The following is a 20,082-nucleotide window of genomic DNA, read 5'->3' on the forward strand; positions in this document are numbered from 1 at the left end:
CGATGCGCTCAAGCGCGACCTCGGCGCCATCACCAAGGACACGGCCGAGGCAGCGACGGCCACCCCCGCGCCCGGCGATGCGCCAGCCGCCGCGGGCGGCGGCGGTGGCCCGAGCGCGCGCGCAGGCTCAACCGCCGCGCTCGACCAGTTCACCATCGATCTCACCGCCAATGCCAAGGCCGGCAAGATCGACCCGATCCTCGGGCGTGACCAGGAGATCCGCCAGGTCATCGACATCCTGACGCGCCGGCGGCAGAACAACCCGATCCTCACCGGCGAGGCCGGCGTGGGGAAGACCGCGGTGGTCGAGGGCTTCGCGCTCCGCATCGCGCAGGGTGACGTGCCGCCCGCGCTGAAGGACGTCACCGTGCGCACGCTCGACCTCGGCCTGCTGCAGGCCGGTGCCGGCGTGAAGGGCGAGTTCGAGAACCGCCTCAAGAACGTCATCGACGAGGTGAAGGCCTCGCCCAAGCCGATCATCGTGTTCATCGACGAGGCGCACACGCTGATCGGCGCCGGCGGCGCTGCGGGCCAGAACGACGCGGCGAACCTGCTGAAACCCGCGCTTGCCCGTGGCGAGATGCGCACGATCGCCGCCACCACCTGGGCCGAATACAAGAAATACTTCGAGAAGGACGCGGCGCTGACCCGCCGCTTCCAGGTCGTGAAGGTCGAGGAACCGGCCGAGCCGGTGGCGATCGCGATGATCCGCGGCCTCGTCTCCACCCTCGAGAAGCACCACGGCGTGCGCATCCTCGACGAGGCGGTCGAGCAGGCGGTGAAGCTGTCGGCCCGGTTCATTCCGTCGCGGCAACTTCCCGACAAGGGCGTCTCGCTGATCGACACGGCCTGCGCACGCGTCGCGATGAGCCAGGCCGCCATTCCCGCACCGATCGAGGATCGCCGGCGGCGGATGGCGCTGATCGATACCGAGGTCGAGATCCTCGACCGCGAGATGGCCGCCGGCGCCGAGCATGGCGTTCGCAAGGGTGAGCTTCTCGAGGCGCGCGCGAAGGCGTCCGATGAGCTCGCCGCGCTCGATGAGCGGTGGGAGAAGGAGAAGGAGATCGTCGCTCGCCTGCGCGAGACGCGCGCGAAGATCGAGGATCCGAAGGAGACTGGCGACAAGGAGGCGCTGAAGGCGGCACTGACGACAGACAGTGACGCGTTGCGCGCGATCCAGGGCGAGGCGCCGCTGATCCACCCCGTGGTCGACGGCAACGCCATCGCCGAGATCGTCGAGAGCTGGACCGGCATTCCCGCCGGCCGCATGCAGTCAGACGAGATCCGCACCATCCTGGCACTCAAGGACAGGATGGAGGAGCGCATCGTCGGCCAGCCGCAGGCGCTGGAAGCGATCGCGGAAGCGGTGCGCACGAGCCGCGCGAAGCTCGCCGACCCGCGGAAGCCGCTGGGCGTGTTCCTGATGGTCGGCACGTCCGGCGTCGGCAAGACCGAGACGGCGCTGACGCTCGCCGACCTTCTCTATGGCGGCGAGCAGAACCTCACCGTCATCAACATGAGCGAGTTCAAGGAGGAGCATAAGGTCTCGCTCCTGATGGGCTCGCCGCCAGGCTATGTCGGCTATGGCGAGGGCGGGGTGCTGACCGAGGCGGTGCGCCGCCGCCCCTACTCCGTCGTGCTGCTCGACGAGATGGAGAAGGCGCACTCGGGCGTGCAGGACGTGTTCTACCAGGTGTTCGACAAGGGGAACATGAAGGACGGCGAAGGCCGCGACATCGACTTCAAGAACACCATCATCATCATGACGTCGAACGCGGGCACCGACACGATCGCCAAGCTCTGCGCCGACCCCGACACGATGCCGGACCCGGCAGGCCTCGCCGAAGCCGTGCGGCCGGAACTCCTGAAGGTGTTCAAGCCCGCCTTCCTCGGCCGCGTGACGATGGTTCCCTACTTCCCGCTGTCCGACGGCATCCTGCGCCAGATCGTGCTGCTGCAGCTGGGCCGAATACGCCGCCGCTTCGCCGAGAACTACCGCGCGGGCTTCACCTGGGACGAGGCGATCGTCGAGGCGATCGCATCGCGCTGCAAGGAGAGCGCGTCGGGCGCGCGCAACGTCGAGAACATCCTCTCCCGAACGATGCTGCCGGCCTTGTCGGGGCAGATCCTGGAGCGTCTCGCGGAGGGTGGAACCGTCACCGGCGCCCATGTGGGTCTGGATTCAGACGGGGGCTTCCGTTACGCTCTCAACTGACACGCGCGCGGAGGGGCTCGCCCATTCGTGCCGTGACCGCAACGGCGACAGGAAGGAAACAGTCGCATGCCAGTTTTCATGCACTTCGAAGGTGTTGAGGGCAACGTCACCGCCAAGGGCTACGAGAAGTGGATCGAGGTGAACTCGTTCCAGTTCGGCGCAGGCCGTGGCATCTCGACGCCGACCGGCGGCGCTGAGAACCGTGAGGCCTCTGCGGCCTCCGTGTCGGAAGTCACCGTCACGAAGTCGATGGACAAGGCCTCGCCCAAGCTGTTCGAGGCCGCACTCATCAGCAACGAAGGCAAGATGGTGAAGGTCGTCATGACCCGCACCGGCAAGGAGCTCACCGAGCTCTGCAGCTACAAGTTCGAGAACACGCTGGTCTCCGGCTACTCGGTGTCGAGCGGCGGTGACACGCCGTCGGAGAGCCTGAGCCTCAACTTCGCGAAGTTCGAATACAGCTATACGGGCAGCGACGTCGCGGGCAAGGACGCCTCCAAGATGAAGGTCGGCTACGACATCGGCAAGGCGATGACGATGTGATGCCTGCCGGCCTGCCATCCGGCAGGCCAGCCGCGCGGATGACGGAACGGCGGCAATGTCACGCATGGCATTGCCGCCGTTTTCTTGTGACCGCCAGGTTTCCTGGAATCTCACGATCGCCGCCGCGCCGCCCTCCGCCCGTCAGGGGCAGCGCACCACCACGGCGGTGACGTTGTCGGTGCTGCCGCGCGTCATCGCGAGCGCGATCAGCGCATCGGCCAGGGCCTGGCCGTCCGTCGCGGCAAGGGTCAGCGACAGCGTCACCGTGTCGAGCGACTTGGTCACGCCATCGCTCATCAGCAGGAACACATCGCCCGGCAGCACGACACCCGTGATCTTGTCGAGCGCAAGCCCGTCATCGGCGCCGATCGCGCGCGTCACCACGTTCGCCTGGGGGTGCCGCTCCGCCGCCTCCTCGGTGATCGCGCCGCTGTCGACCAGCTCCTGCACCAGGCTGTGGTCACGCGTGACGCAGGCGAGTGTGCCGCCACGCCAGAGATAGCAGCGGCTGTCGCCGGCCCAGATGCACGCGAAATGCCCGTCGCGCACGAGCAGCGCGACGACAGTCGAGGCCAGCATCGCGCGCGGGCCACGGTCCGCCGCCTCCGCGCGCAGCGCCTCGTTCGTGACCATCAGCGATGCCCGCACCTGCCCGAGCAGTTCGCCGGCCGAGAGGCTCGGCGGAACGCCGCGGAGCGCATCGGCCACCGCGGCCGAGGCGATCTCGCCCCCGCCATGCCCGCCAGCGCCGTCCGCCACCGCCCAGAGGCCGATCTCGGGGCGCAGCACGAAGGTGTCCTGGTTGCTGGAGCGGACCGTTCCGGCATGCGTCGCGGCCCAGCTCTCGAGGCGGGTACCGCGCCTCATGGCAGCACACCGTCATCGAGCAGGGCGGCGAACGTCGCGGGCGGCGGCAGGGCGGCAAAGTGCCGCGTGCAGGCAGCGACGCGCGGTGCGCCAGCCGTTGCGAAGACAGCACCGCCTTCCGCACCACCGGCCGGCGCATCGCCGGCGGAAGCAAGGGCATCGGCCAGGCGCTGCTGCGGCCAATCTTCGGCCACCGCATCGGCCGCTGCATCGGCGAGCGCGGTGAACCATGCATGTGCCGCGTCAGGCGCCGGGGGCGCGGGCATTGCCGCACCGAGCATCAGCGGGAAGTAGCGGCCCGCGCGATCGACGCTCGGCGCCATCACGCCTGCAAGCCCCGGCGCGCCCAGCAAGCCGGGGCCGAAACGAAACCTCCAGACAGGCGCCTCGAGAAAGGCATCGAGCCAACTCTCGCCCAGCATCGCACGGCTTTCCGCGAGTCCGGCGCGAAGCCAGGCATCGAAGCCGGCGACGATCTCCTCCGGCAATCCGGCGCGCACGAAATCGCCATGGCGCGGCAGCTTGCCGAAATAGCCCTGCCGCACCGCGACGGGGCTCAGGGCTGCAGCGTCGGGCACCGGAACTCCGCCAGCTCGCGCAGGCTGAACGGGTTGAACACGCTGCCCGCGCGAACGACGTAGCTGACCTGCCGCTCGCCCAGGCTGAAGGTGAGGGTGAATTCCTCCGGCACGCGCCCGGGTGCGACCTGCGCGCGGGCGAACAGCCGGAACAGCGCCCAGGGGCCGGAAGCGTTGATCGCCCCCTCCCCGCCCGATGGCGGCGGCGAGAACACGAGGCGGACGTTGTTCATCCGGTTCGTTCCGGGCCACGTGACCAATGTCGGGCGTGACGGGCCGTGGCTGTAGGTGATCTGCACACCGTCGAGGTCAAGCAGCGCGGATTGCGCGGCAGGGTCCATCGCCACCGGCTGGATCTCGAACCGCACCGTCGGCTGCGCACCGCCCGAGAAGAACACGTCGCGGATCACGCTCGCGCGCTGGAAGTTGGCGACATCGACGCGCGGCGTCACGCCCTCCACGGCCTGGAGCCGCCAGGTGCGCTGGGTCGTGTCGACGAAGGGGCGGAGGTTGGTGTTGAAGAACCCGTCGATCAGCCCGCCCGGCGCAAACAGGCGCGCGAAATCGTCCATCGGCGTCTCTGCCGTTGCCCCGCGCACGAAGGGGAAGCGGTTGGCGATCGCGGCCGAGCAGAGCGGTGCGACGCCCGCCTGGAACGCCCCCGCGAGTGCGGCCTGCGCCCCGCCGGCCCGCACCGCCGTACCGCCCTGCGACACCGCCCGGATCCAGCCATCGACAGGCGGCGGCACGCGCGATGCCTCGCCCTGCAACGCCTGGACGGGGTCGAGCCCCACCCCCGGCGTGATCGGCTGGCCAGGGTTCGCCGCCATGCGTGCGAGCTGCTGGTAGAGATCGGACAGCAGCTTCAGCGTGTTGTCGATCGGCGCACCGGGGCCGGCGCCGACAAACTGCCTCAGGCGCGAATACCGCTCGTCGATCGCCGAGCCTGGCGGTGGCGGCGGCGGCGCGCCGGGCTGTGCCGCGCCGAAGATGCCCTGCAACCGGGCAGAGGGCGTCGGCGGTGCCGGCGCGGCCCCTGCCGCCGCCGGCGCCGCCAGGCCTTCGGGCGGCACCGACAGCGTGAGCTGCCGCGTGATGCCGGCGAGCAGGTCGCGCATCGGTGATTGCGGCGCCGAAAGGATGTTCAGGGTATCGACGGCCTGGCCCATGCCGCGGAACGGCGCGATCGCCAGGTCGGCGAGCAGCCCGTCCCACATCCGCGCATAGTCGTCGTAGTAGAGGTTCAGCACGTCCTGCTGCAGGCGCACGAGGGCGGCATCGTCGAGCCGCACCTCGTTGCCCGGCCCGAGCACCCAGCTTTCCTGCGCCACTTCGCGCGATACCGCCTCGAGGTTCGGCAGCACGACGCGGTGGAACGCCTCGCGCGTGTAGAGGCCGGGAACGCCCTCCGACAATGGCCGCCCCGACGGCCGCGTGAAGGCGCGCGTGCCGGCGGGACCCGCGGCTTCGCCGGGCGTCCATGGGGCGAGGTTCGCCGCCGCCGCCACGGGGCGAAGGCGGGAGTAGGCGCGTCCCGCGAGCGGCAGGCGGCTGAACACGCGGCGGGCCTCGTCGATCAGCAGGCCATCGAGCCCGTAGGCCGGCATCGGCCCTTCCAGCAGCGCATCGAGATGCCCGGCGAGGCTCGTTCGCATCGCCGTCTGCTGCGGCTGGTTGAAGGCCTGCGCCCAATCGAGCGCCATCCAGTCACGCACGAGGGCACGGTCGAGCGGACCCTGCCCGCCGAGCATGAGGTAGACGCGCGTCGCCTCGTACAGGAACTCGGGCTGTTGCAGCGCGCCGCGCATCTGGCTCTCGAGCCGCCAAAGCAGGCGCGGCAGCAGCACGCGATCGAGCTCGCGGCGATAGACGCTGTCGGCAGCCGCGGCGAGCTTCGGCGCCTGGCTGAGGCCAAGCCCCGATCCGCGCGCGCGGTTGTCGCGGCCATAGGGCAGCGCGCGCGCCTGGTCGAGCAGCGGCAGCACGGCGGGAAGATTCGCCTCCGCAACAGGGTCGAGCGGCAGCGCACGCGCCGTCGTCTCGAGCTGCCGCACCGCGGCTTCGAGGCGGCCGACCTCCGCCTCGTTCGCACGCCAGGCGGAGAACCACGCCCCACCCATGCCGAGGACGGCGAGGGCCGCAATGCTCCACGCACCGATGGTGAGCGCGCGGCGTCGCGTCGCCGCACCCGGCTTGGCGCTGACGAGCCCGCTTTCGCCGAACACCACCTCGCGCAGCAGGCGGGCGAGGAAGTAGCTCCTCCCCTGCCCCGGCTGCGCCGCCGCGAGGCGCGCACGCGGCACGTTGAACAGCCGCGCCATCGCCCCGGTCAGCCGGTCGATCGGCGTGCCTTCCTGCGTGCCCGAGGTGATGTAGAGGCCGCGCAGATAGGGGGCCGCGTCGAGGTTGCTGTCGCGGAACGCGGTGTCGAGGAACTCGGCTGCGGGCCCTTCCATCGACGCAAGCTGTGCCGGGAAGCCGAACAGCGACGCGCGGCGATCGGGGCTGCGCTCGGCCTGCACGCGTTCGGGAATGCGGGCGGTGACGCGATCGAGCAGCGCGCGGAACGCCTCGGCGAAGCCTGCCGGGCCCTTCACGCCGGCGGGCAGCGTGACGCCCCACACCTGCTCGCGCGCCTCGCGGTCAAGATCGTCGAAATACTCGGTGAAGCCGGCAACGAGGTCGGCCTTCGTGAACAGCACGTAGACCGGCAGGCGGACGCCGAGCGTTTCGTCGAGCTCCTTCAGCCGCGCCCGGACGGCACGGGCATGGGCGAGCCGCTCCTCGCGCGAATGGGTGGCGAGGTCTGCCAGGCTGATCGCGACCAGCGCGCCGTTCAGCGGCGCGCGCGGGCGGTTCTTGCGGAGAAGGTCGAGGAAGCCGCGCCAGCCTGCCTTGTCGACCGCGGCATCGCTGTCCTGCGTGGTGTAGCGGCCGGCGGTGTCGATGAACACGGCGTCATCGGTGAACCACCAGTCACAGAGACGCGTGCCGCCGATGCCGGCGATCGGTGCGGTGCCCATCCGTTCGGCAAGCGGAAAGGTGAGGCCCGCGTTCATCAGCGCGGTGGTCTTGCCCGACCCTGGCGGGCCGATGATGACGTACCAGGGAAGCTCGTACAGCGCGCGCCCGCCGCGTGCCTTGGCCAGCAGCGTCAGCGCTTCGGTGAGCTTGCCCTTCAGCGCCGCGACTTCCTCGGCGGCAGCGACGGCGGAGGGGTCGGCCTGCCCGGCGGAGGCGCCCTCGATCAGTGCCTTCTCGGCGTTCCTGCGCGCGCGGAACGACAGGAAGGTGAACACCGCCCAGAGCAGCACGAGAACGCCGATGACGGCGAAGCGCGCGATGTCGGAGGCCAGCGGCGCGATGCCGCCAAACCCGAGCACCGGCCCGAACACCCAGACCAGCACCGAGAGGAGCACGACGCCGAGCAGCGCCACGGCCGCGCGCAGCCACGGGTTCGACGCGAGGGTGGAAAGACCGGCGGGAGGCTTCATCGGCGAACGAGCTCCTCACGCGGCAGGACGAGTTCGATGCGCCGGTTCTGCTCGCGCCCCTCGGCGGTGCTGTTGTCGGCGATCGGCTCGGCGTCGGCCTTGCCTTCGGCCTTCAGCCGGCCTGGGTCGCCGATGCCGCGGCCGAGCGGCACCAGCGCCGCGTCGGCCCTCGCCTGGGAGAGATGCCAGTTCGAGGGGAACTGTACGGTCCGGATCGGCTGGTTGTCGGAGTGGCCGAGGACCATCACGTTGCCGGGCTCGTTCTTCAGCGCAGAGCCGATCAGTTCCAGGATCGGGACGAATCGGGTCGAGACGGTGGCACTGCCAGAGCCGAACATGCCCGTCGCCTTGATGCGCACGATCACCGTCTGCGGCGTGGCGACCACGGCGACGAGCCCGTCGCGGATCGGGACGGCAAGGAAGGTGCGGATGCGGGTGACCTGGTCAGGCCCCGCCTCGGGCGGCGGGGGTGGCGGCGGCGGCGGTGGTGGTGCCACGCGGGCGAGTGCGGGCTGTGCCAGCGGCGGCACCGCGTTCAGCGCGGCGAACACCGCATCCGACCGGCTGTTCAGCGAGAACGCGAACCAGGCATAGAGCCCGCCCATCAGCGCGAGCGCGAGCGCGCCGATCACCCAGAGCGGCACGGCACGACCAGGCGGGCGCCAGCGCGCATCGAGCCCGCGCCAGGAGGGCGAGAGCTCACGCTCGGCCGGCGGGCGCTGCCCGGCGATGACCGCGTAGAGCCCCTCGCGCGCGCGCTCCAACTCGGCCGGCCCGCGCGGCGAGAGGCGGTAGCGCCCCTGGAAACCGAGGCTGATGCAGAGGTGCATCAGCTCCAGCGTCTCCTTGAACTTGCCAGGCTCCTTCTGCAGCCGTTCCATCAGCTGGAAGAAGCGATCGCCGGAGCCGACCTCGCGGTGGAAGGTGGCGATCAGGCTCGACGTGCTCCACGGCCCCTGGCTGCCCCAGGGCGTGTTCAGCACCACGTCGTCGATCGTGGCGCACAGCGCATAGTGCGCGGCGCGAAGCTGCTCGGCCGGAAGCCCCGTCGCGCGTGCATCCTGCTCGAACTGGCGCATCGCGGCGATCGCCCGCTCGCGCAGGTCGCCGCTGTCGGGCGGCCGCGCGGTGTTGCGCAGCCGGCCGACGAGGTCGAGCAACGGCGCGGCGGCAGCGGCGAGCGGGTTGATGCCGACGCGCGGCGGCGCCTCGGCCCCATCGCCGGACGCGGCGATCTGTTCCGATGGCGCATCGAAGAACGGCGGCGGTGCTGCGTCAGCCGGTGGCGGTGGTACGGCAGGCTTGCGTCCACCCGGGCTTGGGCGGATCACCGTGCGGTCATTGTCCTCCGGTTCGGAGAAAGGGTTGTCCTGGACCATCGCAAGCCCTCCCTCAGCCCCTGATCGCCCAGAGTTCCATCTTCAGGTTCGGGTAGTCGCCCGAGACATGGATCGCGAAGCCACCCGATGTCTGCATCTGCGCCCAGTGCGGGCTGCCGCGGTCGAGCTCGAAATAGGTCGCCCCCGCGTAGAACGGGATCTGCCGCGGTGCGACGGGAAGCGGGCGGATGGCGATGCCGGGAAGCGCCACGTTCACGAGCTCGCGGATATGCTCGACCGCGCCGATCTTCACCGTGTTGGGGAAAACGCGGCGGATCTGCTCGCCCGGCATGTCGGCCTGCACCGACAGCACGAACTGTGCCGCCTTCAGAAGGTTCCGGTCCGTCATCGGCCCGACGCGCACACCGTGGCGACGGTCCTGCAGCGGGATCGAGACCGCCGTGGTCTCGACCACCGCGGACAGGGATTTGCGCAGGTCGGCCACCACGGGCGCGTAGCTGCGCTGCAGGTCCTCGTGCCGGTAGGCAGGGTATTGCGGCGGGCGTCGCGCCGCCTCGGTGAAGGTCGCGAGCTCGCCAGCGAGCGACGCCAGCGCGCGATAGAGCGTTTCAGGATGCACGAGGCCGGAGGACGCCCAGTGCGCGAGCACCGGCTCGACGCGGTTGATCGCCTGCAGCAGCATGAAGTCGGCCACCTCGGCCACGCCACGCGCCCCTGGCTGGCCGAGCCTGGCGGCGATCGCCTCGGCACGCTGGCGCAGCATGCCGGTGAGCTCGTTCAGCAGGCCCTGCAACGGCGGCGTGGCGGAGGCCAGCAGCGCTGGCGGGATCCACCGCTCATCGAGCACGACGCGGCGATCGGGCAGCACCTCCTGGATGCGCGCCACCGCAAGGCCGAGATAGCCGGCGCGATCCTCGGTCTCGAGCATGTAGCGGAAGCGGAGCCGGCCGACCTGGAGCTCGGCTGCCGTCGGGCTCGTCGAATGCGCATCGAACGCCTCGTAGGCGGCGGGCGCGAAGCGGGTGGCGGCAGCCTCCGGCCCGTCGGCCGCGATCTCGAGCCCGCCAGCCTGGCGCACGGGGGCGGCGAGGTAGACGAGGCAGTTGCGCACGGTCTCGCCGAGGTCGAGCGAGGGCGGATGATCGGCCTGTTCGGGAATGGCGAAGGGGGTGCCATCCTCAAGCAGGCCGGTGGCGGAGGACAGAGCGAACCGCCCCGTGCCGAGCAGGTCACGGTCGATCGCGAGCGAGGCGAAACCCCAGGGGAACGGCACGAGGGCAGCCGCGGTGCCGCGGACCAGCGCCTCGAGGTAGCGGTCCTGCTGCTGGAAATGCTGTGCACGGAGGAACATGCCCTCGTGCCAGACGACCTTGTTCTGCCAGAACATCGTTCTCAGGACATCTTCTTGGAGGGCATCGCGTTGGGGGCCATCTCGTTCCGCTGCCGTCGTCAGGGCTCATCGTACGGCCGGCGCGAAGACCCTCGCCTGCCGGTTGCAGACACTACACTGGTTCAGCCCGCCGGGGTAAGCGCCGCTTCAAGCCTGTCCGCAACGAGACGGAGGCGTGTCGTTCCGGTGGAGGCGACGGGCTGGATCGTCTTCCACTTCGCGCGGTCGATGTCGCGGAACAGAACGGCGACGCCGAGGAACCGCGTGCGGCTGTCGGCCTCACGCGTGATGGTGCGGCTGGCGCCCGGCGTGAAGGTCAGCTCCTCGCGCGCGATCAGCTCTGCCCCAAGGGTGGCCTGCTCACGCTCCATCAGTGCGAACACGTCGGCACTCTCGAACTTGCCGGCCGCCGTGAGCAGGTAGAGCCTGACCGCGACGGGCAGCGGCCGCCCATCGATGCCCGGGTTCACCGCCGGGCCGATCGTGATCGCGAGGTCGACCACCGGTGGGGGTGGCTGGCCGCCGCCGCCCGCGAGCGTGGCGGCAGCGGAGAGCAGCACGATGCGGCGCGCGAGAACCGGGTGCCCAAGCGTGGCCCGACGATTGGCGGTCATGCGTCCTCCTTCACCGGTTCAGCCTCGCCCGCCCGCTGCCTCGTAGGCACGCGCGAAGGCGCGGGCGAAGGCACCGTCGGTATTGTTGTCGATGTCGCGCGAAAGTGCGGCGAAGCGCGCCTCGTAGAGGTCGAAGGCGCGCGCGCGGCGCTGCGCCGGCACCAGGCTGAGGCCGCCAGCGGCTTCGGCCTCCTCGCGGAGGCTGGCAGGCTCGATTGCGGCGAGGACGGCGCGAAGCCCTGCCTGCATCGCGGCCATCGTTGCCATCTCGTGATGCTTGACGTCGTCGAGGCTGTCGCGCACGGCGGTCTCCGCGTCCATGAACGCGCCACGCGCCTCGCCGAGCATCGCCGCGATCGCATCCTCGACGGAGGGGGAGAATTTCAGCGGGTTGTTGCCGCGTGCGGCAATGATGGTCTGCTCGATGCGGAACTCGCTCTTGATCGAGGCACGGGTGATCAGCACCTCGCGCAGGCCCTCCACGAAGGCGCGGAACGCAGCGCCGAGCCCGTGCATCAGTTTCTCGGGCGGAACGGTGCTGCGGCGGACGAGATCGGGCAGGCCGGCGCCGGCAAGGAACGCTGCGAGCAACGCCGCATCGTCCCCCCCCGCCCCCGTCTCGGGTGCCGCCCTCCCGGGTGTCGCCATCTCGGGCGCCGCTGCCTGCTGGCGCGCCGCCGGCTGGATGGTCGGTATCGGCAGCGGCGTGGTCGGTACCGGCGTCGGTGACCGGGGGCGCTCGAACACGTCATCCGCGGGCGATGCATCACGCTGCCGCGGCAACGTTCCCTCCGGTGCCGCTGTGGCACGCGGGATTGCGTTCATGGGATCGAAACCGAAGGCCGGCAGTGGATGTTGTTCGCCGGCAGCGCTCCCGCTGGGCAGCTCGACGGCTGGCGGCGGCGGCGGCGGCGAGATCTCAAGGTCCCAGTCGTCGGGGATCGCGTTCTGCACCACGGGCGGGGGAACGAACGCATCGGAGCTTGCCGGCGTATGGTCAGGCCTGCTGCCCGAATTGGTCCATGACGGGTCAGACAGCCTGTCGCCGCCCTGGATGTCGGAGAGGGGATCGAAATCATCGGGCAGGAGCGAGCCGCCTTCTCCGCCCCCAGGGCCGCCAATGCCGCCGAACGGATCGGTCGGCACGGGCTGCGACGGCGGCTGCATCGCATAGGGATCACGCCCGAACGGGTCGTTGCCGAAGGGTGTCGAGGGTGGCGGCGGCGGGGCGAAGGGATCATCGTCGAACGGGTTTCCAGCGCCGCCGCTGAACCCGGCCCCGAGGCCGGTGGAGGCGCCGCCGCGCTCCTCGACCCTCACCTCGATCTCGTATTCGCCGAGCGTCAGCCGGCTGCCATCGCGTAAGGGGGCCGAGGCGCCACGGCCGATCGGCTCACCGCCACGATCAAGGAACGTTCCGTTGGTAGACTGATCCGTCACCATCCACCGGCCGGAGCGGAACGCGATGGTGCAATGGTGCTTGGAGAGGTGGCGGTTCGGGTCGGCCAGCACCCAATCGTTCCCTTCGCCGCGGCCGATCGTGAGCTCGCCCCCCGTCACGCGGCGCGTTGCCGGCACCGCGGCATCGGGGCAGCGCACGACGGAGAGGACGAGGTCCACCGCCCCTGCCTCAGCCGCCGATGAGAACGGTCGGCGCGCCGGGGCCGACGATGACGCCGCCATGGGCGCAGCTGTCGAGCAGACGCGCGGCAGGGAGGTTCATGATCATCACCGTGGCACTGCCCTTGGCGATCATGTCAGGCGGGCCGACGCAGACGCACATGTCGCTCGCGCGGGCCGCGGGCAGCGCCATGACCAGTACCGTCGGCGCGCCTGGCGGCAGGATCGGACCGCCGACATGCGGCACGGGCCCGGTGAACATCGGGCAGACATGCATGTCGGTGATGCGTGCGGCTGGGAACATCCTGCTCCTCCCGTCAGCTCATGCGTTCAGGCGGGCGCGATGCGGCCGGAGCCGCCGGCGGCGATGTCGAGCCCGCTCTGGATGAAGCGATGCAACGTTGCCTCGGCCTTCTCCGGCTCGCGGCGGACGGCGGCAAGTGAAACCGCGCCAGCGACGGCGACGCCCGTCAGATGTTCCGCCGGCGGAACAACGGGCTGGCCCAGTGGCGCCATGCTGCCGCCGGACCAGAAGGCGCCGACTGCCGCCCACGCCTCGGGGCTGCGGAACCCTGCTGCCTCCGCCCTGACCATCGCCTCGCGGCGCGGCTCCTCCTCGGGCTTGCGCACCCAGGCTTCCGCAGCGACGAGTGCGGCGGCATCGGGTGGCGGCGCCTCTGGGGCCGTTGCGCGCGCGCACATGCAGGCCCACCACACGGCCTCGCGCTTGGGCAGGGCATGGGCCATGAAGCGGGCCGCATCGGCCATCATGCCGGCCTTGACGATGCGCGCGAGCGCGGTGGCGGTATCCGGCGCGCCGACAGCGGCGGCGGCGGCCTCGGGCGCGAGATCGGCACGCTCCAGAACCGTTTCGAGAACGGCACCGGAGAGCTTCACGGGGGGGCGCGGGGGCGTGTTCATGTGGTGCTCAATTGATCATGATGATGCCGCCCTTCAGCATCACCATTCCGTCGCCGCTCACCTTCGTCATGGGCGCCTTGGCGTCGAGCATCGCCGTGCCCTCGATCTTGACCATGATGCCCTTGATGGTCACACCCGTCTGGTCGATCTTGATGGAGTTCGACCCGACCTTCAGTTCGATCGCCTGCATCGCCTCGGTGTCGATCTTGCCGAGATCGACCTTGGTCGTGAGATTGCCCATCGACACCTTGAGCGACATGTTCCCCATGCCGACCTTGGTATCAAAATTGCCTTTCGAGATCTCGACCTTCTGGTTTCCCTGTTCGACCTTGAAGTCGTAATCGCCCTTCGTCACGTGCGTCTGCTTGCCCTCGATCTTGAGCGAGCGGTCCATCTTCACCGTCACGGTCTCGTTGTTCTTCACCAGGCGCTCATAGTCCTTCTGCGCCTGGAAGGTCACCTTCTCGTCGCCGGCCTTGTCCTCGAAGATCAGGGCGTTGTAGTCCGACGTGCCGCCGCCGGGCGATGACCGTGTCATGATGCCAGACTGCGTCTTGTTGTCGGGCTGCGTGGCGAAGAGCGGCATCTGCCCGTTGTGCAGGGCGCCGAGCACGACCGGGTGGTCGGGGTCGCCATCGAGGAATCCGACGACGACCTCGGTGCCGATGCGCGGGAACAGCATCATGCCCCAGCCATTGCCGGCCCAGGGCTGCGCAAGGCGGACGTAGCACGACGAGTTCTCATTGCCTTCGCCGAGCCTGTCCCAGTGGAACTGGATCTTCACGCGGCCGAATTCGTCGATCTCGATCTCCTCGCCGGCGGGGCCGACGACGGTGGCCGACATCAAGGGCGGCAGCTTCGGCATCGCGGCCGCCATGGCCGGGCGGTAGGGCACCTCGGACGGCGCGGCGACGGCGCTGTTGCCGTAGGACGGCTGCGCCCGGGCGTTGAAATGCGTCTCGTCGGTGGCGGTATGGGAGACGGAGGTGATCACGTACTCCTTGTCGGCATCGCCGTCCTCGGCGTAGGGGCCAAGGGTGAACACCTGGCCGGCCGCGAGCCAATTCGCACCGGACGAGAACTGCACGCGCTCCGCCGCCGCCTCGATCGCCTCGACCATGCGGGTGGCGACGGGCTCGCCATCGGCCGGCGCCGCCGGGCTGTCGCCGCGCGAGACGGTGGGATAGCGGCCGGGCCAGTGGAACTGCTCGAACTTGCCCGCCATTGGGCGTTCGAGAACGGAGTTCTTCTCCGCCAGCATGTCGGTCTGGCTCGAACGGAATTCGTAGGTCGAGGTCGCGACCTTGCCGGGAACCCAGTCCGCCTCCAGAACGTGATCGCTGTAGGTATCGCTGCCGGCGAACACCTTGCCGGACGTGAGCTTCCGCGGCGCATCGCCGAGGAACCCGTCATTGCTGTCGGTGACGACGAGGCGATGCCCGTCCTCGGCATGGGTGAAGAACCAGAACAGACCCTCTTCCTCCATCAGCCGGCAGGCGAAGGCGAAGTCGGTCTCGTTGTACTGGATCACGTATTCCCGCGTCGGCGGATCGGCGCCCAGGGTGAAATCGAACGCGTCGAAGCCGGCATCGCCGAACAGCTCCTCGAGGATCTGCTTGGCGTTCTTGTTCTGGAACACGCGGCAATCTGTGGTGTGGGAGAGGAACCACAGCCACGGTGCGATCTCGCAGCGGTAGGAGGTGAAGTCGCGCCCGCCGGAATCGCCCGGCCCCCAGCGCACGACGTAGCCGTGGATGTGCCGCGGCGCCGCGTTCTGCGGCGCGATCGTGCAGGTGACGGTGCCGCCCAGCATGGTGTTGGCGGCGACCGCCGCGTCAACGCCCTGCACGAGGAGGCGGAAGCGGAACAGGCTGCAGATCCCTTCCTCGCCGCTCAACGACTGCAGAATCAGCGCGTCCTCGCCAAGCGAGGTCGCGATCTTCAACAGACGCTTCTCCTGCGTGATTGTCGGCATCACCCTTCCTGGCCGGTTTCCCGCCCCGCGTGCAGTATGCCCTCGTTCGGGTGGATGACACCACCCGTTGCAGTGCGCCCCGTCACATGCCGCCGGAATTGCAGCCGGAATTGCAGCCGCGCGGTGCCTCGGGCAGTCTCTCGGGATGCGCACACCCTCCCCAATCCTGGCCCCAATCCTGGCCCCAATCCTGGCCGCGATCCTTGCTGCGGCCCTGCTTGCCTGCGGTGGCATGACGGCCACCGCACAGCCGCGCCCCGCGGCCCAGGCCCCACCTACCCAGTCCCAACCTGCCCAGGGCCAGCCTGCCCAGGGCCAGCCTGCCCAGCCGCAAGCCGCCCAGGCTCCAGCGCAGGCGCAGCCGGCGAGCCCGCCGGCGAACGACGCCGCAACGGCAGAGCAGCCGGCGGCGATCGAAGGGTTCCGCTCCGCCCGATTCGGCATGAACGAGCAGGAGCTCCGCGCCGCCATCCGGCGCGACTTCGCTCAGGCTGCGGAACGGATCGTGAGCGAACAGACCCCGGTCGAGCGCACCCAGGTGCTGACCGTGACGGTGCCTGACCTGATCCCCGATGCCGGCACCGCGCGCATCTCCTACATCCTCGGCCACCGCTCCCGCCGGCTGATCCAGGTGACGATCCTCTGGGGTCCGCCGGCCGACGCCGCCGCGCGCCCCGAGGCGCTGGTGAACGCCGCCGAGGCGCTGCGCGCGCATTTCGGCTCGCTCGCCTGGCGGGCGGGCAGCGTTGCCGGCGGCGTCGCACTCACCGATGGGTCGACGCTGATCTTCCGCGGCCTCGATGCCCAGGGGCGGATGGCCCAGCTCCAGGCCCTGCCCGCCGCAGCGCCAGCGGGCGCGGCGACAGCGACGGCGCGACCCTTCGGCCTCCGCCTCGCCTACGTGGCTGACCCCACGAACCCCGATGTGTTCCGCCTTCAGCGCGGCCAGTTCTGAGGCAGCAATGCGGCTTCTCGTGATCAACAGCAACACCACCGACACCGTCACCGCGCGGATCGAGGCGGAGGCGCGCGCGGCGGCGGGGCCTGGCACCGTCATCGAGGCGATGACCGCACCATTCGGCCTGCCGCTCATCGTCACGCGGGCCGACTGGCAGGTGGCGGGAACGGCAACTCTTGCCGCGCTCGGCGCGCGGGCGGGCCATTACGATGCCGCGATCATCGCCTGCTTCGGCGACCCTGGCCTCGATGCGGCGAAGCTGCTCGCGACCGTGCCCGTGCTTGGCATCTCGGAAGCCGCCTTCCACGCTGCATGCATGCTCGGCAAGCGGTTCGGCGTGGTCAGCTTCACGCGCGACCTTCAGCCGATGTTCGAGATGTGCCTCGACCTGCACGGCCTGCGCAGTCGCTGCGCGGGGTTCCGCATGGGCCCCTCCTTCGCCGGCGACCCTGGCCGCGTGGCGGAGGAGGCAGAGCCGCTCGTCCGTCGCCTCGTGGCCGAGGCGGTGGAACAGGATGGCGCCGAGGTGGTGATCATCGCCGGTGGGCCGTTGGCCGGCGTCGCCCGCAGGCTTGGCCCCGAGATGCCCGTGCCGCTGATCGATGGCACGGCGGCCGCCGTATCGCTGGCCGAGGCGATGGTGCGGCTCAGCCCTCGCCTGCCGCGCCAGGCGCCGCGTGCGCCCGTCGGCCTCGATCCCGCGCTCGCGTCGCTCTATCGAGGCGCTTCCTAGCGATTTCTCCAGGCTTGGGTGCGGCGTGTGATGATCCCGTCGGCCAGCACGTGAACACCCTTCACGGCGGCCGAGGTCAGCAGGATGGTCATCGCCATCGCGGCTGCCGCACTCGCCTGCCCCGCCTCGTCCATCTGCACGAGCGCGACCGCGGCGGGCTTGGTGTCGGGCGCATAGAGGAACACGACCGCCGAGACCGTCGTCATCGCGTTCACGAACAGGTAGATCGCGACATCGAGGATCACCGGCAGCGAGATCGGCACGGTGACGGCCAAGAAGCTCCGCCACACAGGCACCTTGAGGCTTGCCGCCACGCTCTCGAACTCGGGGTCGAGCTGCTTCAGCGCGGTGACGGAGGCGAGATGCCCGACCGTGTAGAAATGCGCGAGCGAGTTCAGCACCAGGATCGCCGGCGTGCCGTAGATGAAGCCGAGCGGGTTGGCAGGGGCGTTGAAGAAGAAGATGTAGGCGATGCCAAGCACGAGGCCGGGCACGGCCAGCGGCACGGTGGCTGCGAAGCGCACGAGCCCCGCGAGCGCGCCGATGCCCTTCGCACGCTCCATCCCGTAGGCGAACAGGAATACCAGCGGTGCGCCGATCGCCGCCGTCCAGGCCGCCAGCGTCACGCTGTTCCACCAGCTGCCCCAGCCCGCGCTGTCGAACCGCCCGAACTCGTAGTTCGCGAGCGTCAGCGAAAGGTTCCAGGGCCAGAACGTGATCAGGCTTCCCCACGCAGCGATCCCGATGATGCCGATCATCAGCGCCGAGATGGTGATGCACAGCACCAGCAGCGGCCAGTCACGTGGCGCGCGACGCTTGGGCACATACGGCACAGCGCGGGCGCTGACCGAGGATGTCTGCCGCCGCTGCGCCCAGCGATCAGCGAGGAAGGCGAGCACGGCGGGCGCCAGCAGAACCATGCCGACGACAGCACCCATCTGGAAGTTCTGCTGCCCGACGACCTGCTTGTAGACATCGGTCGCGAGCACGTTGAACGAGCCGCCGATGACCTTCGGGATACCGAAATCGGTGATCACCAGCGTGAACACCACGAACCCGGCCGACACCATGCCGTATCGCGCCGAGGGCAGCGTGACGGTGCGCATCACCCGCACGCGTGTGGCCCGCAGCGCCTCGGCGGCTTCGTAGAGCCGTGCATCGGCGCCGGCGAGAGCGGTTGAGAGGATCAGCAGCGCGGGCGGGAAGCAGTAGAACACCTGCGACACGATGATGCCCGCGGGGCCATAGATCGTGCCGCCCATCAGCAGCGGCTTGAGGAGGCCCTGGTTGCCGAACAGGTAGATCAGCGCCAGCGCCGGCAGCAGCGAGGGTGCCAGGATCGGGATCAGCGCGATCGCGCGGAACGCCGGCTTCAACGGAATCGCGCTCCGCGTCAGCGCGTAGGCGAAGCCGAAGGCAAGCGGCAGCACGATCGCGGTCGTGACGGCCGCGACCCAGATGCTGTTCCAGAGGGAGCCGAGCAGTGCCGGCGTCTCGACATAGCGGATGAAGTTGGCAAGCCCCACGAAGTCGCCACGTTCGTTCTGGAAGCTCTTCGCCAGCAGCGCGCCGAACGGCGCGACGAGGGTGACGGCGAGGAAGACGGCAGCGAGCACGACGACACCGATGAGCACCAGGTCATCGGCGGAGCGCTGCGGCCTGACGCGCAGCGCACCGACGGTCGCTGCCGCCACAGTCATGCTGCCGCCGGTCTCACGAACAGCAGCACGCGCGAGGGCGGCAGCACCACGGCGAAGGGCATGCCGGGGCTGAGGGCGAGGTCGCGCAGCGCGGTATCGGACAGCTCAGCCGTCAGCGGCAGGCCGTGCGCGTCGAGCTCCACCCGCGCGATCGAGCCGAGATATTCGATGCCTCGCACTGTCGTGGCGAGGCGCGTGCCGGCGAGCGTGGGAACGTCGGGCTGCACATCCTCGGGGCGGATGCAGACCTGCACGGCAGCACCGGTGGGAAAACGCTGCGCGGCATCGGCGGCGATCAGAGCACGGCCGACGGCAACGGTGCCGGCATCGGAAACCGTTCCGGGAAGCGTGTTCATCCGCCCGACGAAGCCCGCGACGAACAGCGAGGCCGGGTGGCGATACACGTTATCGGGCGTTCCCACCTGCTCGATCCGCCCGCGGTTCATCACCACGATGCGGTCGGCGATCGAGAGCGCCTCCTCCTGGTCATGCGTGACCATCACGGTCGTCACGCCGAGGCGACGTTGCAGGCCCTTGATCTCGCCGCGGAGATGCACGCGCACCAGCGCATCGAGCGCAGAGAGCGGCTCATCGAGCAGCAGCAGGCCGGGGTTCATCGCGATCGCGCGCGCGAGTGCCACGCGCTGCTGCTGCCCGCCGGAAAGCTGCGCTGGATATTTCCACCACTGGTCGGAAAGCCCGACGAGTTCCAGCAACTCGCGCGCGCGGTTCTCGACCGCTGCCCTGCGTTGGCCCTGCGCCGCAAGCCCGTAGCCGACATTGGCGAGCACGGTCATGTTCGGGAACAGCGCGTAGGACTGGAACACGATGCCGAAATCGCGCCGCGAGGGCGGCAGGGCCGAGATGTCGCGCCCGTCCTGCACGATGCGGCCTTCGTCCTGCGGGTCGAGCCCGGCGATGGCGCGCAACAGCGTCGTCTTGCCGCAGCCGGAAGGACCGAGGAAGCAGACGAACTCGCCGCGCCCGATGCTCAGCGAGACATCATCGAGCGCCGTGAAGCTGCCGAACCGCTTGGTCAGCCGCTCTGCGACCAGATAGTCCTCGCAGGCCAACGCGGAGGCCGGGGCGAGCCCGGCCTCCGCGGTGCGCGCCGCGAGGGCCGCGTCCATC

At 69.9% G+C, this 20,082-nt stretch carries 16 protein-coding genes; 4 read left to right on the plus strand and 12 right to left on the minus strand.

The features are described 5' to 3' along the window. Together tssH and Q0C38_RS04895 are read left to right on the plus strand one after the other, a co-directional pair. On the plus strand, positions 1–2,218 hold a 2,218-nt coding region (gene tssH, locus Q0C38_RS04890; protein ID WP_291295947.1), incomplete at its 5' end, for a type VI secretion system ATPase TssH. A gap of 66 nt (positions 2,219–2,284) precedes the next feature. Next, positions 2,285–2,761 (plus strand): type VI secretion system tube protein Hcp, encoded by a 477-nt coding sequence (locus Q0C38_RS04895; protein WP_291295948.1) that lies wholly within the window; start codon positions 2,285–2,287, stop codon positions 2,759–2,761. A gap of 141 nt (positions 2,762–2,902) precedes the next feature. Here Q0C38_RS04895 and Q0C38_RS04900 read toward each other — a convergent pair whose 3' ends face one another. The 10 genes from Q0C38_RS04900 to Q0C38_RS04945 form a co-directional block, all read right to left on the minus strand. Further along, a complete protein-coding gene (locus tag Q0C38_RS04900) occupies positions 2,903–3,628 on the minus strand; it encodes a PP2C family serine/threonine-protein phosphatase (RefSeq protein ID WP_291295949.1) in 726 nt (241 codons plus the stop codon). Continuing rightward, the gene (tagF, locus tag Q0C38_RS04905) at positions 3,625–4,206 is read right to left on the minus strand and encodes a type VI secretion system-associated protein TagF (protein ID WP_291295950.1); all 582 of its coding nucleotides are present in this window, start codon (positions 4,204–4,206) and stop codon (positions 3,625–3,627) included. Before tagF ends, Q0C38_RS04900 begins: the two co-directional genes overlap by 4 nt. Continuing rightward, a complete protein-coding gene (gene tssM, locus Q0C38_RS04910) occupies positions 4,185–7,700 on the minus strand; it encodes a type VI secretion system membrane subunit TssM (protein ID WP_291295951.1) in 3,516 nt (1,171 codons plus the stop codon). The genes tagF and tssM overlap by 22 nt, the downstream gene beginning before the upstream one ends. Next, complete coding sequence (gene tssL, locus Q0C38_RS04915; RefSeq protein ID WP_291295952.1) at positions 7,697–9,079, minus strand: type VI secretion system protein TssL, long form; 1,383 nt, start codon at positions 9,077–9,079, stop codon at positions 7,697–7,699. Before tssL ends, tssM begins: the two co-directional genes overlap by 4 nt. Before the next feature lie 13 nt (positions 9,080–9,092). Beyond that, entirely contained in the window at positions 9,093–10,427 is a 1,335-nt protein-coding gene (gene tssK / locus Q0C38_RS04920) for a type VI secretion system baseplate subunit TssK (protein ID WP_291295953.1), read from the minus strand. A 125-nt stretch (positions 10,428–10,552) separates the two neighbouring features. Beyond that, a complete protein-coding gene (gene tssJ / locus Q0C38_RS04925; protein ID WP_291295954.1) occupies positions 10,553–11,044 on the minus strand; it encodes a type VI secretion system lipoprotein TssJ in 492 nt (163 codons plus the stop codon). Between the two features lie 18 nt (positions 11,045–11,062). Then, positions 11,063–12,664 carry a type VI secretion system-associated FHA domain protein TagH gene (tagH, locus tag Q0C38_RS04930; protein WP_291295955.1) on the minus strand — a complete coding sequence of 534 codons (1,602 nt, stop codon included), beginning with the start codon at positions 12,662–12,664 and terminating at the stop codon, positions 11,063–11,065. Positions 12,665–12,674: 10 nt separating this feature from the next. Further along, positions 12,675–12,968, minus strand: a complete 294-nt coding sequence (locus tag Q0C38_RS04935) for a PAAR domain-containing protein (protein ID WP_291295956.1) — start codon at positions 12,966–12,968, stop codon at positions 12,675–12,677. 26 nt (positions 12,969–12,994) lie between these two features. Continuing rightward, a complete protein-coding gene (locus tag Q0C38_RS04940; protein ID WP_291295957.1) occupies positions 12,995–13,585 on the minus strand; it encodes a DUF6931 family protein in 591 nt (196 codons plus the stop codon). Between the two features lie 7 nt (positions 13,586–13,592). Beyond that, positions 13,593–15,560 (minus strand): type VI secretion system Vgr family protein, encoded by a 1,968-nt coding sequence (locus Q0C38_RS04945; RefSeq protein ID WP_291295958.1) that lies wholly within the window; start codon positions 15,558–15,560, stop codon positions 13,593–13,595. A 232-nt stretch (positions 15,561–15,792) separates the two neighbouring features. On the opposite strand from Q0C38_RS04945, the gene Q0C38_RS04950 reads away from it, so the two are divergent. Together Q0C38_RS04950 and Q0C38_RS04955 are read left to right on the plus strand one after the other, a co-directional pair. Beyond that, entirely contained in the window at positions 15,793–16,515 is a 723-nt protein-coding gene (locus Q0C38_RS04950; protein WP_291295959.1) for a hypothetical protein, read from the plus strand. 7 nt (positions 16,516–16,522) lie between these two features. Beyond that, positions 16,523–17,251 carry an aspartate/glutamate racemase family protein gene (locus Q0C38_RS04955; RefSeq protein WP_291295960.1) on the plus strand — a complete coding sequence of 243 codons (729 nt, stop codon included), beginning with the start codon at positions 16,523–16,525 and terminating at the stop codon, positions 17,249–17,251. Here Q0C38_RS04955 and Q0C38_RS04960 read toward each other — a convergent pair. Further along, positions 17,248–18,951 carry a putative 2-aminoethylphosphonate ABC transporter permease subunit gene (locus tag Q0C38_RS04960; protein WP_291295961.1) on the minus strand — a complete coding sequence of 568 codons (1,704 nt, stop codon included), beginning with the start codon at positions 18,949–18,951 and terminating at the stop codon, positions 17,248–17,250. The genes Q0C38_RS04955 and Q0C38_RS04960 overlap by 4 nt on opposite strands. After that, complete coding sequence (locus Q0C38_RS04965; protein ID WP_291295962.1) at positions 18,948–20,081, minus strand: putative 2-aminoethylphosphonate ABC transporter ATP-binding protein; 1,134 nt, start codon at positions 20,079–20,081, stop codon at positions 18,948–18,950. The genes Q0C38_RS04960 and Q0C38_RS04965 overlap by 4 nt, the downstream gene beginning before the upstream one ends. Position 20,082 lies beyond the last annotated feature (1 nt).

The organism is Elioraea sp. (assembly GCF_022842375.1).
In the GTDB taxonomy this organism is placed as follows: domain Bacteria; phylum Pseudomonadota; class Alphaproteobacteria; order Acetobacterales; family Acetobacteraceae; genus Elioraea_A.

Coding starts and splice junctions, on each gene's coding strand:
- Q0C38_RS04960 (WP_291295961.1), bottom strand. CDS start 18,951: ATGACTGTGGCGGCAGCGACCGTCGGTGCGCTGCGCGTCAGGCCGCAG.
- Q0C38_RS04950 (WP_291295959.1), top strand. CDS start 15,793: ATGACGGCCACCGCACAGCCGCGCCCCGCGGCCCAGGCCCCACCTACC.
- tssM (WP_291295951.1), bottom strand. CDS start 7,700: ATGAAGCCTCCCGCCGGTCTTTCCACCCTCGCGTCGAACCCGTGGCTG.
- Q0C38_RS04935 (WP_291295956.1), bottom strand. CDS start 12,968: ATGTTCCCAGCCGCACGCATCACCGACATGCATGTCTGCCCGATGTTC.
- Q0C38_RS04895 (WP_291295948.1), top strand. CDS start 2,285: ATGCCAGTTTTCATGCACTTCGAAGGTGTTGAGGGCAACGTCACCGCC.
- Q0C38_RS04955 (WP_291295960.1), top strand. CDS start 16,523: ATGCGGCTTCTCGTGATCAACAGCAACACCACCGACACCGTCACCGCG.
- Q0C38_RS04900 (WP_291295949.1), bottom strand. CDS start 3,628: ATGAGGCGCGGTACCCGCCTCGAGAGCTGGGCCGCGACGCATGCCGGA.
- Q0C38_RS04965 (WP_291295962.1), bottom strand. CDS start 20,081: ATGGACGCGGCCCTCGCGGCGCGCACCGCGGAGGCCGGGCTCGCCCCG.
- tssL (WP_291295952.1), bottom strand. CDS start 9,079: ATGGTCCAGGACAACCCTTTCTCCGAACCGGAGGACAATGACCGCACG.
- Q0C38_RS04945 (WP_291295958.1), bottom strand. CDS start 15,560: ATGCCGACAATCACGCAGGAGAAGCGTCTGTTGAAGATCGCGACCTCG.
- tssJ (WP_291295954.1), bottom strand. CDS start 11,044: ATGACCGCCAATCGTCGGGCCACGCTTGGGCACCCGGTTCTCGCGCGC.
- Q0C38_RS04940 (WP_291295957.1), bottom strand. CDS start 13,585: ATGAACACGCCCCCGCGCCCCCCCGTGAAGCTCTCCGGTGCCGTTCTC.
- tssK (WP_291295953.1), bottom strand. CDS start 10,427: ATGTTCTGGCAGAACAAGGTCGTCTGGCACGAGGGCATGTTCCTCCGT.